14 protein-coding genes are annotated in these 14,870 nt (G+C 72.5%); 2 read left to right on the top strand and 12 right to left on the bottom strand.

Annotated features, from left to right (window positions below):
- Positions 1 to 264: 264 nt before the first annotated feature.
- The 9 genes from HEQ75_RS06405 to HEQ75_RS06365 all read right to left on the bottom strand — a co-directional run bounded on the left by HEQ75_RS06405 (position 265) and on the right by HEQ75_RS06365 (position 8,430).
- The gene (locus HEQ75_RS06405) at positions 265 to 1,233 is read right to left on the bottom strand and encodes a Bug family tripartite tricarboxylate transporter substrate binding protein (RefSeq protein WP_168028378.1); all 969 of its coding nucleotides are present in this window, start codon (positions 1,231 to 1,233) and stop codon (positions 265 to 267) included.
- Between the two features lie 14 nt (positions 1,234 to 1,247).
- Positions 1,248 to 2,018, bottom strand: a complete 771-nt coding sequence (locus tag HEQ75_RS06400) for an enoyl-CoA hydratase/isomerase family protein (protein ID WP_168028376.1) — start codon at positions 2,016 to 2,018, stop codon at positions 1,248 to 1,250.
- The gene (locus HEQ75_RS06395) at positions 2,015 to 2,980 is read right to left on the bottom strand and encodes a Bug family tripartite tricarboxylate transporter substrate binding protein (RefSeq protein WP_168028374.1); all 966 of its coding nucleotides are present in this window, start codon (positions 2,978 to 2,980) and stop codon (positions 2,015 to 2,017) included. Before HEQ75_RS06395 ends, HEQ75_RS06400 begins: the two co-directional genes overlap by 4 nt.
- Entirely contained in the window at positions 2,977 to 3,942 is a 966-nt protein-coding gene (locus HEQ75_RS06390; protein WP_168028371.1) for a Bug family tripartite tricarboxylate transporter substrate binding protein, read from the bottom strand. The genes HEQ75_RS06395 and HEQ75_RS06390 overlap by 4 nt, the downstream gene beginning before the upstream one ends.
- 4 nt (positions 3,943 to 3,946) lie before the next feature.
- On the bottom strand, positions 3,947 to 4,927 hold the full coding sequence (locus HEQ75_RS06385) for a Bug family tripartite tricarboxylate transporter substrate binding protein (protein ID WP_168028369.1): 981 nt from the start codon (positions 4,925 to 4,927) through the stop codon (positions 3,947 to 3,949).
- A gap of 74 nt (positions 4,928 to 5,001) precedes the next feature.
- Positions 5,002 to 5,595 carry a carboxymuconolactone decarboxylase family protein gene (locus HEQ75_RS06380; RefSeq protein WP_168028367.1) on the bottom strand — a complete coding sequence of 198 codons (594 nt, stop codon included), beginning with the start codon at positions 5,593 to 5,595 and terminating at the stop codon, positions 5,002 to 5,004.
- A complete protein-coding gene (locus HEQ75_RS06375; protein ID WP_168028365.1) occupies positions 5,592 to 6,812 on the bottom strand; it encodes a CaiB/BaiF CoA transferase family protein in 1,221 nt (406 codons plus the stop codon). Before HEQ75_RS06375 ends, HEQ75_RS06380 begins: the two co-directional genes overlap by 4 nt.
- A gap of 1 nt (position 6,813) precedes the next feature.
- On the bottom strand, positions 6,814 to 7,413 hold the full coding sequence (locus HEQ75_RS06370; RefSeq protein ID WP_168028571.1) for a glutathione S-transferase family protein: 600 nt from the start codon (positions 7,411 to 7,413) through the stop codon (positions 6,814 to 6,816).
- Between the two features lie 78 nt (positions 7,414 to 7,491).
- Positions 7,492 to 8,430: an NAD(P)-dependent oxidoreductase gene (locus HEQ75_RS06365; protein ID WP_168028363.1), complete on the bottom strand. Its 939-nt coding sequence runs from the start codon at positions 8,428 to 8,430 to the stop codon at positions 7,492 to 7,494.
- Between the two features lie 76 nt (positions 8,431 to 8,506).
- On the opposite strand from HEQ75_RS06365, the gene HEQ75_RS06360 reads away from it, so the two are divergent.
- Positions 8,507 to 9,376, top strand: coding sequence for a fumarate hydratase (locus HEQ75_RS06360; RefSeq protein ID WP_168028361.1), 870 nt, complete (start codon positions 8,507 to 8,509; stop codon positions 9,374 to 9,376).
- Positions 9,373 to 10,020 carry a fumarate hydratase C-terminal domain-containing protein gene (locus tag HEQ75_RS06355; protein WP_209318378.1) on the top strand — a complete coding sequence of 216 codons (648 nt, stop codon included), beginning with the start codon at positions 9,373 to 9,375 and terminating at the stop codon, positions 10,018 to 10,020. Before HEQ75_RS06360 ends, HEQ75_RS06355 begins: the two co-directional genes overlap by 4 nt.
- Here the strand turns inward: HEQ75_RS06355 and HEQ75_RS06350 are convergent.
- The 3 genes from HEQ75_RS06350 to HEQ75_RS06340 are packed head-to-tail and all read right to left on the bottom strand — an operon-like array spanning position 10,007 to position 14,818.
- Complete coding sequence (locus tag HEQ75_RS06350; protein WP_168028359.1) at positions 10,007 to 10,987, bottom strand: Bug family tripartite tricarboxylate transporter substrate binding protein; 981 nt, start codon at positions 10,985 to 10,987, stop codon at positions 10,007 to 10,009. The genes HEQ75_RS06355 and HEQ75_RS06350 overlap by 14 nt on opposite strands.
- Positions 10,984 to 12,732, bottom strand: coding sequence for a hydantoinase B/oxoprolinase family protein (locus tag HEQ75_RS06345; protein ID WP_168028357.1), 1,749 nt, complete (start codon positions 12,730 to 12,732; stop codon positions 10,984 to 10,986). Before HEQ75_RS06345 ends, HEQ75_RS06350 begins: the two co-directional genes overlap by 4 nt.
- A complete protein-coding gene (locus HEQ75_RS06340) occupies positions 12,725 to 14,818 on the bottom strand; it encodes a hydantoinase/oxoprolinase family protein (RefSeq protein ID WP_168028355.1) in 2,094 nt (697 codons plus the stop codon). Before HEQ75_RS06340 ends, HEQ75_RS06345 begins: the two co-directional genes overlap by 8 nt.
- Positions 14,819 to 14,870 lie beyond the last annotated feature (52 nt).

The raw sequence follows: 14,870 nt of genomic DNA, 5'->3' as shown, positions 1-14,870 counted from the left end.
CGGCGCAGGAAATGCCGGCCCGCGGCGAATGCCCCTCATGCGTGGCGCACCACCGTCCAGCCGGCGGTGCGGGGCATGAAGGTGAGGCCTTCCTGCGCCGGGTATCATACCAGCTGCACGAAGGTTTCACTTTCGTGCCCCTCAGGCGCCGGGCACCGCGCATCCGCGCGGCTTGGCTTCGCGGCACTTGCCGCGGCGCCCCTGCGGCCGCTCGGCCCTTCGGGCCGCAGGTCGGGACTTCCTGCGCCGGGTCTCAGACGGCGGCTACGCCAGCCGCAGCCCGATGCGCCGGATCACCGGCTCCCAGGTCTCGCGCTCGGCCCGCAGATAGGCGGCCAGATGGTCCGGGCCGCTGGCGGCCGGCAGGGCGCCGATGCGGGCAAGGGCGGCGGCCACCTGGGGGTCGCGCAGCGCCTCGGCAAGCGCCGCGGCCATCCGCGTCAGGATCGGCGCCGGCGTACCGGCCGGGGCCAGCAGGGCCTGGAAGTTGCGCACCACCAGCGCCGGATAGCCCAGCTCCGCCGTGGTCGGGATGGCAGGTGCCAGCGGCGACCGCGCATCGGCGGTGATCGCCAGCGCCCGCACCCGGCCGGAGGTCACCAGCGGCAGCAGGGCGGAGATGTCGCCGAACAGCGCGTCGATCTTGCCGCCGATCAGGTCCGGCAGCGCCGCCCCGGTGCCGCGATAGGGCACGTGTTCCAGCCGGATGCCGGCCAGCTGCCCCAGCAATTCCAGCGCCAGGTGCGGCGTGGTGCCGATGCCGGCGGAGCCCAGGTTCAGCGCGCCGGGCCTGGCCTTCGCCAGCGCCACGAAGCCCGCCAGGTCGCTGGCTGCCAGCCCATCGGTCACCGCCAGCATCTGCGGGCTGTCGGCGATCAGCGCCACGGGGGCCAGGGCGCGCAGCGGGTCCGGCGCATCGGTGGCGCCCGCGGCGGGGGCGATCACCAGCGGCCCGGGGCTGCCGACCACCATGGTGTAGCCATCCGGCCGCGCTGCGGCGACCATGCGGGTGCCGACCAGCCCGCCGGCGCCGGCACGGTTTTCCACCACCACCGGCTGGCCGAGGGCACGGCGCAGCCCTTCCGCCACCGGGCGGGCCACATTGTCCACCGGGCCGCCGGGGGCGAAGGGCACCACCAGGGTCATGGGCCGCTGCGGCCAGGCTTCCTGCGCCCGCGCCAGCCCCGGCACGGCCAGCGCCACACCCAGCAGCGCCCTTCGGCTGTTCCGCATCCGCTTGTCCTCCCTCAGCGTCCCTTGAACACCGGCTTCCGCTTCTCCGCGAAGGCGCGCAGCGCCTCCTGCGTGTCCTCGCTCGCGGCCAGCGCCGCGGTCTGCGTCTGCTCGTAGCGATAGCCCTCGTGCAGCGGCAGTTCCTCGGTCAGCTGGAAGCTGCGCTTGGCGGCGCGCACCGCCAGCGGCACCTTGCCCGCGATCTCCGCCGCGATCCCCTGCGCCACGGCCACCACCTGCTCGCGCGGCACGCAGGCCGATGCGGCGTTCATCCGGTACAGTTCCGTCCCGGTCATCCGTCGCGCCGTGTAGATCATCAGCCGCGCATCGGATTCGCCCAGGTGCCGGCGCACATGCTTCACGCCGCCGGCGAGCCCCACATCGACCTCCGTCATGGACAGGAAGGCGTCTTCCGCCACCACGATGATGTCGCAGCACAGCGCCAGCACGCAGCCGGCGCCGATGGCGGCACCGTTGACGGCGGCGATCACCGGCTTCTCGCATTCCATCACGCAGTCGAAGCCCGCGCGCACCAGCCGGCTGTGGCGCGGAAAGGCGCCGGGCGCGCTGCGGTCCGGCCGGTCCTTCAGGTCCGCCCCGGCCGAGAAGGTCTTTCCCGCGCCGGTCAGCACCACCGCCCGCACGTCGTCACGGTCGTGCAGCTCGTCGAAGACGCGGACGATCTCCTCGCGGAAGGCGCCGTTCTGCGCATTCACCGGGGGGCGGTCCAGGGTGACGGTGGCGACGAAATCCGCCACCTCCAGCCGCAAGGTCGAATAGCTCATTCCACCCGGATCCCCGCCGCCTCGATCACCTGCTTCCAGCGCGCGCTTTCGGCGCGCAGCGTCGCCACCAGTTCCTCGGGTGTGGAAGGCGTCGCCTCCTCGCCCAGGGCTTCCATCCGCGCCACGAAATCCGGCCGGCGCAGGATGGCGACGATCACCTGGTTCAGCTTCGCCACGATGGGCGCCGGCGTACCGCCGGTGGCGGCGATGTAGTTGAACGGCGCGGCATCGAAGCCGGGCAGCGTTTCCGCGATCGCCGGCAGGGCGGGCGCCTTGGCGGAACGCTGCGGCGTGGTGACGCCGAGTGCCCGCAGCTTCCCGCCCTGCGCCTGCGGCAGCAGGATCGACAGCGTATCCAGCGCCATGCTCACCGTGCCACCCAGCAGGTCGGTCAGCGCCGCGCTGGTGCCGCGATAGGGCACATGGGTGATGTCGATCTGCGCCATGAACTTCAGCATCTCCCCCGCCAGGTGGGAGGAGGAGCCGACGCCGGAGGAGGCGAAGGTCAGCGTGCCGGGCCGCGCCTTGGCCAGCGCGATCAGCTCCGCCAGGCTGCGCGCCGGCACCGAAGGGTGTATCGCCAGCAGGTTCGGCGCCCGCTTGTAGCCGGAGACCGGGGCGAAATCCCGCACCGGGTCGTAGGGTACGCTGCGCATCAAATGCGGGTTGATGATCTGCGGCGCCGGCGTGCCGTAGAGCAGCGTCAGCCCATCCGGCGCGGCGCGGGCCACGGCCTGGGCACCGATGGTGGCGCCGCCACCCGGGCGGTTCTCCACCACCACCGGCTGGCCGAGCGGCGCGGCCATCGCCTCCGCCAGCATGCGGGCGGAGGCATCGGCGGACCCGCCGGCGGCATAGGGCACGATCAGCCGCAGCGGCCGGTCCGGGAAGCCCTGCGCCCGGGCGGCCAGGGCCGGCAAGGCGAGGCTGGCGCCCAGCAGGGCGCGTCGGGTGAGGCTCATTGGATGCGGATGCCTCCGCGTTCGATCACCGGGCCCCAGCGCGCATGTTCCTCCCGCACCATGGCGGCCAGGGCGTCCGGCGTGCCGCCCAGCTTCTCGATCCCGAGGATGGCGAAGCGGCTGGTCAGCGGCGGCGAGTCCAGGATGGTGTTCAGCACGGCGTTCAGCCGGCCGATGATCTCGGGCGGGGTGCGGCCCGGGGCCAGGATGTAGTTGAAGCTGGCATCGTGGAAGCCGGGCAGGGTGCGGCCGATGGGTGGCAGTTCTGGCGCCGCCACCGCGGGTTCGGCCGTGCTGACGCCCAGCGCCCGCATCCGGCCATCGCGCACCAACGGCAGCAGGGTGGCGATGTTGTCCATCATGAAGTCCACGCGGCCCGCCATCACGTCCTGCGTCGCCGGGGCGGTGCCGCGGAAGGGGATGTGCAGCATCTCAAGCCCCGCCATCTGGCCGAACATCGCCGCCGCCAGATGGCCGGAGGAAGCGACGCCGGCGCTGGCATAGGTCAGCCCCTCCGGCTTCGCCTTGCCATGCGCGATCAGCCCCGCCACGTCCCGCGCCGGGAAGTCCGGCCGCACCACCAGCAGCTTCGGCGCCCGCAGCACCGCGATCACCGGCGTGAAATCCGCCTGCGGGTCATAGGCCAGGTTGCGCATCAGATGCGGGTTCAGGATCTGCACATTCGGCGTGGCATAGAGCAGCGTCAGCCCGTCCGGGGCGGCGCGCGCCACGTTGACGGCACCGATGGTGGTGCCGCCGCCCGGGCGGTTTTCCACCGTTACCGGCTGGCCCAGCGCGGCGCCCAGCGGTTCCGCCAGCAGCCGGCCCACCGTGTCCGCCGCGCCACCGGGCGCGAAGGGCACCACCAGGCGCATCGGCCGTTCCGGCTTCCATTGCGCCCGGGCCGGGCCGGCCAGGGCCACCAGACCGCCGGTGGCGGCCAGCAGGGTTCTGCGGTTCATGGCCTCAATCCAGCTTGATGTTGTTGGCGCGCACCACCTCGCCCCAGGTGGCGGAGGTCTGGCGGATGAAGGCGGCGAAGTCGGCCGGGTTGCTGCCCACCACGCGGCCGCCCTGGTTGATCAGCGCCTGCCGCGTCTCCGGGTCGCGCAGCGCGGCCTGGGCGGCGCTGACCAGGATCGCCTGGCGATCGGCCGGAATGCCGGCGGCGCCCAGCAGCCCGTACCAGGTTTCGCTGACCATGTTCGGCACGCCGGCCTCGATGGCGGTGGGCAGGTCCGGCAGGATCGGCAGGCGTTCCGCCGCCGTCACCGCCAGCGCGGGCAGGGTGCCGGCGCGCACATGGCCGAGCAGGGCGGGTACGTCGGCCGCCAGGATCTGGATGCGCCCGGCCAGCAGGTCCGTCACCGCCGGGGCGGCGCCGCGATAGGGGATGTGGACGATGTCGATGCCGGCGCGGATCTTCAGCAGCTCGCCCGCCATGTGCAGCGAGGAGCCGACGCCAGCGGAGCCGAAGGACAGCGCGCCGGGCCGCGCCTTGGCCATCGCCACCAGCTCCGCCAGGTTCTTCGGGCCGAGGCCGGGGGCGATGGAGATGATCTGCGGCACCGCCAGCACCTGGGTCAGCGGTGCCAGGTCGCGTGCCACGTCATAGGGCATGCTCGGCTGCAGGTGCGGCAGGATGACGATGGCGCCGGAGCTGGCCATGACGATGGTGTGCCCATCCGGCCGCGCCTTCGCCGCCGTGTCCACGCCGATGGCGCCCCCGGCGCCGGCGCGGGATTCCACGACGATCGGCTTGCCGAGCCGTTCCGACATCACCTTGGCCGTCAGCCGCGCGATCAGGTCGGCCGGGCCGCCGGCGGCGAAGGGCACGATCATCCGCACCGGCTGGTCCGGGAAGGCGGCCTGCGCGGCGGCGATGCGGGGCAGCGCGGCAGCGAGGCCGAGGCCCCCCAGGATGGCGCTGCGGCGGGTGATGGTCATGGTCGTGTCCTCCATTCGTGTCGTTGTCGGGTATCCGGCGCGCGGCTTCTGCGTCCGCGGCCGCAAGGCAAGGCTCAGGCGGGGGCAGGCAGGGTGAAAAGCCCCTGGGCGGGCGGCACCAGCGGCGGCACCTCGCCCTCCGGCAGCGGGATGCCATGCGCGTTCAGCGTCATGGAGACCATGGTGTAGTAGCCGACCAGCGCCGTCAGCTCGACCACGCCCTTCACGCCGAAGGCGGCGACGGCGGCGCCGTAGATGGCATCCGGCACCTGGCCTTCCTGTTGCAGGGTGCGGGCGAATTCATAGACCAGCCGCTCATCCGCCTGGTCGAAGACCGGCGGCCGGCCTTCGCGCATCGCCTCCAGCACCTCGGCGGCGATGCCGTTCTCGGCGGCGGTGCGGGCATGGACGAACCACTCCACCTGCGCGCTCCAGCGCCGGCCGGTGACGCAGATCGCCAGTTCCGAAAGCCGCTTGGGCAGGCTGGTGGAAAAGCGCAGGGACTCGCCCAGGGCGGACCAGCGCCCGGCCAGTTCCGCATTGTGGATCGCCGCCCGCAGCGGGCCGATCACCTGGCCGCGCGGGCCGGAGACCACCTTGTCCCAGACCTGGCGCTGCGCCTCGTCCAGCTCCTCGCGGCCGGGCAGGGGGATGCGGGGCTCGGTCATGTCACGCCACCTTCGGCAAGGGCCGCGCGGGCGGCATCGTCCAGTCCCAGTTCCGCCAGCACCTCCGCCGTGTGCTGGCCGAGCAGCGGCGGCGGGCGGTCGAATTCCAGCGGGCAATCCTGCAGGCGGATCGGGCTGACCACCTGCTTCACGCTGCCATGCGGATGCGGCAGGTCGCGCAGCATCCGGCGGTGCACCACCTGCGGATCGGCAAAGACATCCGGCACGGTGTTGATCGGCCCGCAGGGCACGCCGGCCGCGTCCAGCAGCGCGGTCAACTCGTTGCGCGTGAACTCGGAAAAACGTTCGGTCAGCAGCGGCGTCAGCAGCGCCTCGTTCTTCACGCGGTCGGCGTTGCGGATGAAACGCGCGTCCGTCGCCCACTCCATGCGCCCGATCGCCTGGCAGAGCTTCGCGAACTGCCCGTCATTGCCGACGGCCAGCACCACGAATCCATCCGCCACCGGGAACACATCCTGCGGCTGGATGTTCGGATGCCGGTTGCCGGCGCGCGCGGGCACGCGGCCACCCACAAAGTGGTTCATCGCCTGGTTCGCCAGGAAGGCTGCCTGCACGTCCAGCATCGCCAGGTCGATGGTCTCGCCCTGCCCCGTCTCCGCCCGGCGCGCCACGGCGGCCAGGATGGCGACGGTGGCATACATGCCGGTCATCAGGTCGACGATCGGCACGCCGACCTTCTGCGGCGGCGTCTCCGGCGCGCCGGTCACGCTCATCAGCCCGCCCATGGCCTGGATCATGAAGTCATAGGCCGCCTGGTCGCGGCGCGGGCCGTCCTGGCCGAAGCCGGTGACGGAACAGCAGATCAGGCTGGGCTTTTCGGCCCGCAGGCTGGCCGCATCCAGGCCGTAGCGGGCCAGCGCGCCGGCCTTGAAGTTCTCCACCACGATATCGGCGGTCTGCGCGATCCGGCGCACCACCGCCTGGCCCTCGGGCCGCGTGATGTCGATGGTGACGGAACGCTTGCCACGGTTCACCGCCAGGAAGTAGCCGGCCTCCTTCGTCGGGTTGCCCGCCGCATCCTTCAGGAAGGGCGGCCCCCAGGCGCGGGTGTCGTCGCCTGCGCCCGGGCGCTCGATCTTGATCACGTCGGCGCCGAGATCGGCCAGGATCTGCGTCGCCCAGGGCGCGGCCATGATGCGGCCGAGGTCCAGCACGCGGAGATGGGCCAGCGGGCCGCTGCGGGCGGGCTGCGCCATCTCAGCCTTCCGTCACCAGGGTCGCCTGCATGGAGGGGCGCTTCTCGAATTCCGCGTGGAAGGCGGCGAAGCGCGGGCAGCCGGCGCGCCAGTCCAGGTCGGCGAAGCGGAAATCCAGGTAGCTGCCGAGCACGGCCAGGGTGAATTGCGCCAGCCCCCGCGGCACCGCGTCGATCTCCGCCTCCACCGCCGCCAGCGCCGCCTGGGTCTTCACCGCGAAGGCGTCCATCAGCGCCGGCAGCGGCTGGGCGCGGTCACGCTCGTTCCGCCACAGGATCAGCAGGTCGAGGAAGCCGGTCGCCAGCGCGTGGCGCCGCAATTCCGTGAACCGCGCCGGGCCTTCGGCCGGGATCAGGCGCGGGCCGTCCTGCAGCGTGTCCAGGTATTCGCAGATGACGTAGCTGTCATACAGCACGCTGCCGTCTTCCAGGCGCAGCGTCGGGATCTTGCTCAGCGGGTTTTCCGCCATGAGGTCCAGATGCGGCTTCAGCATCGCCACCGGGGTGCGGGTGGTGGTGATCCGCTCCGCCAGGCCGGTTTCATGCGCGAAGACCATCACCTTGCGCACGAAGGGCGAGCGCGGCGACCAGTGCAGCAACATGGACACGATTGTTCCCCCCGGGACCGGCTTAGGTCAGTTCTATGACCTTAGGCCGCCCGGGGGGCGGGCGTCCAGGGCCTATCCGCGCGTCGCGTCGTGATGCGGCCGCCCGGCGCGGAAGGCGGCGATGCCGCCGACGATCATGCCGACGATATCCACCCGCGTCTCATGCGTCAGGGAGGCATAGTGCGGCGCCACCACCAGGTTGGGCGCGGCCAGCATTGCCGGGTCCGGCACCGGTTCGGACTGGAACACATCCGTCGCCGCGCCGCGGATGGTGCCAGCCTGCAGCGCCGCCACCAGCGCCGCCTCCTCCACCACCGAGCCGCGCGCGACATTCACCAGGAAGCCGGCCGGCCCCAGCCGGGCCAGCAGCGCCGCGTCGACGATGCCGGCGGTCTCGGCGCCGCCGGGGCAGCACATCACCAGCACGTCGGACTGGTCGGCCAGGTCACCGATGCTGGGCACATAGGCCCAGGGTGCCTCCGGCTTCGGGCGCGGGCCGGACCAGATCACCTTCATCCCGATGCCCTGCGCCCGCCGCGCCACCGCCGCGCCGATGCGGCCCAGGCCGAAGATGCCGCAGGTCTTGCCGAACAGCCGCGTGCCGGAGTCCGCGCGGCCCTTGGCCCAGGCGCCGGAGCGCACAAAGGCATCCGCATAGACCACGCGCCGGGCGATGCCATACAGCAGGGCGATGGCGAAATCCGCCGTGTCCTCGGTCAGGACATCTGGCGTGTTCAGCACCGCGCAGCCCTGCGCGCGTGCGGCGTCGAGGTCGATGCGGTCCAGCCCGGTGCCGGTGCTGGCCAGCAGCTTCATGCCGGGGACCCGGGCGAACAGCGCCGCATCGCAGCCGGCCATGGCGCTGGTCACGCCGATGCGGAAGCCCTCCACCGGGCCGGGTGGCAGGCCGGCCAGATCCACCAGGCTGTGCCCATCGGCCTCCAGCGCCCGGCGGAGGTCCGCCGGCACCGCGGTCATCACCAGCAGGGATTCGCCAGGGCTGGCTTGCATGGATCGGGTCCTGTCGCGCTATGATGCCGGAAAGGCCAGGGTAATGACCTTTTTGGGGAAGGGAAGCCCAAGCAGGATGCCGATCACCCAGGACGCCGTGAAGACGCTGTCCGCCCAGCTCTATGACTGGTCGCTGCGCCGCGTGCCGGACGACACCAAGGACGCGCTGCGCCGCGCCCGTGCCACGGAAACGCATGAAGGCGCCCAGCGGGTGCTGGAGATCATGCTGGGTTCCGCGATGCGGGCGGAGAAGGAGGACCGCTTCGTCTGCTCCGACGCCGGCGTGCCGGTGTTCCGCGTGACGCTCGGCGCCGAGGCGCGGTGGGAGGGGGACATCAAGGCCGCGATCCGCGACGGCTTCGCTGAACTCGTGGACCGCATCAAGCCGCCGCTGCTGAAGCATGTGACCAACCCGCTGACCAATGAGCGCGGCTATTTCGGCAAGGACATGCCGCTGGTGACGTGGGAGGTGGAATCCGGCGTCGACTGGATCGAGATCGCCTGCCAGCCCAAGGCGCTCGGCTCTGGCCGCTGGGCGCAGGCGGAGACCTTCAGCTTCCCCAGCCTGGCGGAGATCGAGGCCTATGTGATGAAGGCGGTGATGCAGGCGGGGTCGCAGCACTGCCCGCCGGTGATCATCGGGGTCGGCATCGGCGGCAGCTTCGACGTCGCCGCGAAGATCGCCAGCAAGGCCACCTACCGCCCGATCGGCAGCCTGAACCCGGAGCCGGTGCTGGCGGCGATGGAGGAACGCCTGCTGCGCGCGGTGAACGCCACCGGCTTCGGCCCCATGGGCACCGGCGGCGACACCACGGCGCTGGCCGTGCATGTGGATTACAGCAGCGGCCATGGCTACACGCCGGTCGCCGTCTGCTTCAACTGCTGGATCAACCGCCGCACCCGCGCGCGCCTCCATGCGGACGGCTCCGTGGAGCGGATGGAATGAGCGCCCTGTTCTCCGGCTACCGCCGCGTCACCATGCCCCTGTCACGGGAGGATGCGCGCTCGCTCCGCGCCGGAGACATGGTGCTGCTGGATGGCGAGATCACCATCACCGCCGGCCTGCCGACGCATCACCGCATCCTGGCCTGCGCGGAGGCGGGGCGCGATCCGCCGATCGAGCTGCGCAACGGGTCCCTGCTGCATCTCGGCAGCTACAGCCAGGACACCGCCGATGGCGGGCTGGAGGTGCTGTACATGAACCCCACCACCAGCACCCGCTTCAACCCGATCATGCCGCGGCTGATCCGCCATTTCGGGCTGACCGCGGTGGGCGGCAAGGGCGGGCTGGACGCGGCCTGCCGGGAAGCGATGGCCGAGGTCGGCTGCGTCTACTTCTCCTTCCTCGGCGGCGGCGCGCCGCTGCATTCGGGCGCCATCACCGCCGTGCGCGCGGTGGCCTGGAACGACCTGGTGGCGCATTACCGGCTGGTGCGGCTGGCCGTGGAGGGGCTGGGCCCCGTCACGGTCGGCATCGACGCGCAGGGCAACAGCCTGTTCGAGACCCTGTCCGAACAGGCGCAGGACCGGATGCCGGAGATCCTGGCGCAGCTGGATCGGGACCGGGCGGCGGCCGTCAGGCCGGGGTGATCCCGGCTTCCCGCACCACCACGCCCCATTGCGCGATCTCCGCCTGCAGCATCGCCGCCAGTTCCTGGGGCGTGGAGGATTGCGCATCGCCACCGGCGCGCGCCAGGGCCTCGCGCGTCGGCGGATGGGCCAGCGCCTCGGCCGTGGCCTCCGCCAGCCGCGCGATCACCGGCGCCGGCGTGCCGCGCGGGGCGAAGATGCCGCCCCAGGTGCCGGCGACGTAGTTCGCCACCCCGGCCTCCTGCATCGTCGGCACCTCAGGCAGCAGGGCATGGCGCCGGGCGGCGCAGATCGCCAGCGCCCGCACCCGCCCGCCGCGGATCTGCGGCACGCAGGAGGGCAGGCTGTCGAACATCGCATCGATGTTGCCGGCCACCAGGTCGTTCATCGCCGGCGCGCCGCCGCGGTAGGGCACATGCACCAGGTTCACCCCCGCGCGCAGCTTGAACAACTCGCCCGCCAGATGCAGCGAGGAGCCGGTGCCGCCCGATCCCCAGTTCAGCTCCCGCTGCCGGGCCAGCGCGATGAACGCCGCCACGCTGTCCACGCCAAGGCTGTTGCGCACCACCAGCACCTGCTCGATGCGGAAGGTCATGCTGACCGGCGCCAGGTCGTGGGAAGGGTCGAAAGGCAGGTTGCGGAACAGGAAGCGGTTCACCGCCACCGGCCCGTTGGAGGACAGCACCAGCGCATGGCCATCCGGCGCGCTGCGTACCACATGCTCGATGCCGAGATTGCCGCCGGCCCCGGCGCGGTTCTCCACCACCATGGGCTGGCCGAGCAGTTCGCTCATCTTCGCCGCATAGATGCGCGCCACCACGTCGGTGCCGCCGCCGGCGGGGAAGGGCACCACCAGCCGGATCGGCCGCTGCGGCCAGGGCGCCTGCGCCAGGGCGGGGGAGGCCAAGGCGGCAGGCAAGGGGGCAGCGGCGGCCAGCAGGGCGCGGCGCGTCAGGCGGAACGTCATGCCGGATCCTTCCAATTTGCGAGCGCGGCGGCGACCGCGGAGATGCCGTAGTCGCGGTCCGCGGCGCCACGCGTCACCTTGCCGTCCAGGATGTCGGCGGCGATGGCCTCCGGCGCGCGCAGCGCCGGGTCACCGAAGCCGCCACCGCCAGGCGTCTCGATCCGCACCGCGTCGCCCGCCGCCATGGGCAGGGCGGTGGTGGCGGTGGGCAGCGGCTTTTCGGCCGGCGTGCCGGGGTTGTGGCGCAGCCGCGCCAGCCCGCCGGCATGCCCGCCCTCGAAGCCGGGGGCGGCCGTCACATAGCCCTCGCCGCGCGCCGTGATCAGCGAGCCATCGACGCGGGAGCTGATCTGCCGCGCCAGGGAAAGCCCGCCGCGCCAGCGCCCGGCGCCGCCGGAATCCGGCACCAGCGCGTAATCCTCCACCAGCAGCGGATACTCGATCTCCAGCGCCTCGGCCGGCAGGTTGCTGCTGTTGACGGTGTGCACCTGGGTCGCATCGGCGCCATCCGCGCCGCGCCGGGCGCCGATGCCGCCGGCCAGCGTCTCCAGATACACATAGGTGCCGGTGGACCCCGCGGCGCGGCGCTGGCCGGAGACCAGCAGCAGCGGCACGCTGTCATGGCTGCCGGCCATGTTGCGCTCCGGCGTCACCACCTGGCTCATCGCGTCGAAGATGGCGCCGGCGGCGCGGTTGCAGGTGATGGCGCGCACCGCCGTCGCCGCCGGGAAGCGCGGGTTCAGGATGCTGCCTTCCGGCGCCGAGATGCGCACCGCCTCGAACAGGCCGGAATTGGCCGGCAGGTCCGGGTCCAGCAGCGCCTTCACCGCGTAGTAGCAGGTGGCTTCCAGCGCCACGCCGGCGACGTTCATCGCCCCCCGCGCCTGGGGGGCGGAACCGGCGAAGTCCAGCAGCAGGTCCTCGCCGCGCTTGCGCACCGTGGCACATAGCCGGATGGGATCGCCGCCGGGCAGGCCGTCGCTGTCCATCCAGCGCTCGCCGGCATAGTCGCCATCCGGCAGGGCGGCGATGCGCGCACGCAGCCGGCGCGTGGTGTAGGCCAGCAGGTCGGCGATGGCGCGTTCCACCGGCGCCAGCCCGTCGGCGGCAACCAGCCGCAGCATCAGCTCCCCGCCCCGGATGTTCACCGCCACCTGCGCCCGCAGGTCCAGGGTGCGCTCCACCGGCTCGCGCGAATTATGCGCGATCATCGCCAGCAGGTCCTCGTCCAGCACGCCTTCGCGGCAGATGCGCATCACCGGGATGCGCAGCCCTTCCTCGAAGATGCTGCGCGCGGTCTGCGACATGGAACCGGGGTAGGGGCCGCCGACATCCGAATGATGCCCGGTGTTGACGGCGAAGAAGGCCACGCGGCCGTCGCAGAACACCGGGGTGACGATGGTGATGTCCGGCTGGTGCGTGCCGCGCGCCAGGAAGACATCGTTGCAGATGAAGGCGTCGCCCGGCCGCATCGCGCTGGCCGGCGTGTGTTCCAGCACGCTGCGCACGGCGCCGAGCAGGGAGCCCAGGTGCAGCGGCATGTGCGCCGCCTGGGCGATGCAGCGCCCGCCGGCATCGAACATGCCGACGGAACAATCCTTGCGCTCCTTGATGTTGGTGGAGAAGGAGGCGCGGATCAGGATGTGCCCCATCTCCTCGGTGATGGAGAGCAGGCGGTTGGCGAAGACCTCCATCGCCACCGGGTCGGCGGCGGCTGCGGGGCTGGCGGGCGCGATGTCAGGCATGGGCCGTCAACTCCTGCCGCCGCGCCGTGCGGGCGGGCTGTCGCAGCACGATGTTGCCGTCGTCGTCCAGCTCCACCGTCTGGCCGGGGAAGGCGACGGTGGTGGCGCTCATCTCCTCGATGATCGCGGGGCCGGCCAGGCGCGCGCAGGCCGGCAGCAGGTCGCGGTCATAGACCGGCGTGGACCGCCAGCCGATCTCGGCATCGAAGTAGCAATCCCGCAGGCCGATCCGCGCGGCCTCCACCGCGCCGCCCGCGGGCGGCGGTTCCGGCGCGCCGCGCGGCATCCGGCCCAGCGCGGTCAGCCGGCAGTTCACCAGCTCCACCGTCCGGCCGGGAATGGCGTAGCCATAGGTGCGGGCGTGTTCCTGCGCGAAGGAGTCCAGCACCGCGTCCAGGGTGGCGGCGGCGTCCGGCAGCTTCACCCGCACCTCGAAATTCTGGCCCTGGTAGCGCAAATCCACGGCGCGGTCGGCGTCGCGCCGGTCCGGCGGCACGGCCTCCGACTCCAGCCAGGCCTCGGCCTCCGCCTGCATCTCCGCGAAGCGGGTTGCGGCGTGGGCCCAGGCGGCTTCATCCAGCGGCGCGATCTCGCTGCGCACGAAATCCAGCGCCACATCGGCCAGCAGGATGCCGCGCGCACACATCGTCCCCGGCTCCCGCGGCACCACCACCACCGGGATGCCGCATTCGGCCGCCACCTCCGTCGCGTGCAGCGGGCCGGCGCCGCCATAGGCGAACAGCGCGAAGGCTTCCGGCGCATAGCCGCGTTCCGTGGTCACGCCGCGGATGGCGCGGCCCATATTCGCCACCGCCACGCGGATGATGCCGAGCGCCGCCTGTTCCAGGCTCAGCCCCAGCGGCGTCGCGATGCGCGCCTGCACGGCCGCCCGTGCCGCCGCCGCATCCACGGGCATGGCGCCGCGCAGCAGGGCCACCGGGTCCAGCCGGCCGAGCACGATGTTGGCGTCCGTCAGCGTCGGCTCCGTGCCGCCGCGGCCATAGGCCACCGGCCCGGGTTCCGCACCGACGCTGCGCGGCCCCACCTTCAGCCCGCCGCCGGCATCGATGAAGGCGACGCTGCCACCGCCCGCGCCGATCACGTCGATGCCGATCGCCGGCACCTTCACCGGGTGCCCGGCGACATCGCGGGCGGAGGTGCTGGTGGCCGCGCCGCCGGCGATCACCGCGACATCGGTGGAGGTGCCGCCGACATCGAAGGTCACCACATCCGGGAAGCCCGCCTGCCCGGCCACCACCGCCGCGCCGATCACCCCGGCGGCGGGGCCGGAGAGGCAGGTGCGCACCGGCGCCGCGCCGGCGGTGGCCACCGACATCAGCCCGCCATTGGAATGCACGGTGTAGGGCGGCGCCGTGATGCCGGCGCCGCGCACGCGGCCCTGCAACCGGTCCAGGTAGCGGGCCATGCGCGGCCCGACATAGGCGTTCAGCACCGTGGTGCTGAAGCGGTCGAATTCGCGGAATTCCGGCAGCACCTCATGCGAGCAGGACAGGTACAGGCCGGGTGCGACGCGCTCCACCACCCGCCGCGCCGCGGCTTCGTGGCGGCGGTCGCGCCAGGCGTGCAGGAAGCCGATGGCGATGGATTCGACGCCTTCTGCCAGCAGCGCCTCGGTCGCCGCCGCCACCGCCGCCTCGTCCAGCGGGCGCAGCACGGCGCCATCCGCCGTCACCCGCTCCGCCACCTCCAGCCGCCGGCGGCGCGGCACCAGCGGGGCCGGGCGCGTCACCGCGTAGTCGTACAGATGCGGCCGGGTCTGCCGGCCGATCTCCAGCACGTCCCGGAAGCCCTGGGTGGTCAGCAGGCCGGTGCGGGCGCCGCGGCGCTCGATCACCATATTGGTCGCGACCGTGGTGCCGTGGCCGAGGAAGGCGACCTCCGCCGCCGCGCCGCCGGCCCGCTGCAGCAGGCCGAGGATGCCGGTCTCGATCGCCTGGGACGGATCCGCGGGGGTGGAGGGCACCTTGTGGAAGACGATGCGCCCCGTCGCCTCATCGACCAGGGCCAGGTCGGTGAAGGTGCCGCCGACATCGACCCCGATCCGCAGCCTGCGTGCCGCGCCCATCCGTTGCGCCCCCGATGCCAGGCGGCCAGCCTTGCACCCGATGGCGCGCACG

It is taken from the genome of Falsiroseomonas selenitidurans, from assembly GCF_012103215.1.
In the GTDB taxonomy this organism is placed as follows: Bacteria; Pseudomonadota; Alphaproteobacteria; order Acetobacterales; family Acetobacteraceae; genus Falsiroseomonas; species Falsiroseomonas selenitidurans.
This window is presented reverse-complemented; position numbering and strand designations above follow the sequence as displayed.

Excerpts from the sequence above, each read along its gene's own strand:
- HEQ75_RS06365 (WP_168028363.1), bottom strand. The coding sequence starts at position 8,430 with ATGCAAGCCAGCCCTGGCGAATCCCTGCTGGTGATGACCGCGGTGCCG.
- HEQ75_RS06345 (WP_168028357.1), bottom strand. The coding sequence starts at position 12,732 with ATGCCTGACATCGCGCCCGCCAGCCCCGCAGCCGCCGCCGACCCGGTG.
- HEQ75_RS06390 (WP_168028371.1), bottom strand. The coding sequence starts at position 3,942 with ATGAACCGCAGAACCCTGCTGGCCGCCACCGGCGGTCTGGTGGCCCTG.
- HEQ75_RS06350 (WP_168028359.1), bottom strand. The coding sequence starts at position 10,987 with ATGACGTTCCGCCTGACGCGCCGCGCCCTGCTGGCCGCCGCTGCCCCC.
- HEQ75_RS06380 (WP_168028367.1), bottom strand. The coding sequence starts at position 5,595 with ATGACCGAGCCCCGCATCCCCCTGCCCGGCCGCGAGGAGCTGGACGAG.
- HEQ75_RS06395 (WP_168028374.1), bottom strand. The coding sequence starts at position 2,980 with ATGAGCCTCACCCGACGCGCCCTGCTGGGCGCCAGCCTCGCCTTGCCG.
- HEQ75_RS06355 (WP_209318378.1), top strand. The coding sequence starts at position 9,373 with ATGAGCGCCCTGTTCTCCGGCTACCGCCGCGTCACCATGCCCCTGTCA.
- HEQ75_RS06400 (WP_168028376.1), bottom strand. The coding sequence starts at position 2,018 with ATGAGCTATTCGACCTTGCGGCTGGAGGTGGCGGATTTCGTCGCCACC.
- HEQ75_RS06405 (WP_168028378.1), bottom strand. The coding sequence starts at position 1,233 with ATGCGGAACAGCCGAAGGGCGCTGCTGGGTGTGGCGCTGGCCGTGCCG.
- HEQ75_RS06360 (WP_168028361.1), top strand. The coding sequence starts at position 8,507 with ATGCCGATCACCCAGGACGCCGTGAAGACGCTGTCCGCCCAGCTCTAT.
- HEQ75_RS06370 (WP_168028571.1), bottom strand. The coding sequence starts at position 7,413 with ATGTTGCTGCACTGGTCGCCGCGCTCGCCCTTCGTGCGCAAGGTGATG.
- HEQ75_RS06385 (WP_168028369.1), bottom strand. The coding sequence starts at position 4,927 with ATGACCATCACCCGCCGCAGCGCCATCCTGGGGGGCCTCGGCCTCGCT.
- HEQ75_RS06340 (WP_168028355.1), bottom strand. The coding sequence starts at position 14,818 with ATGGGCGCGGCACGCAGGCTGCGGATCGGGGTCGATGTCGGCGGCACC.
- HEQ75_RS06375 (WP_168028365.1), bottom strand. The coding sequence starts at position 6,812 with ATGGCGCAGCCCGCCCGCAGCGGCCCGCTGGCCCATCTCCGCGTGCTG.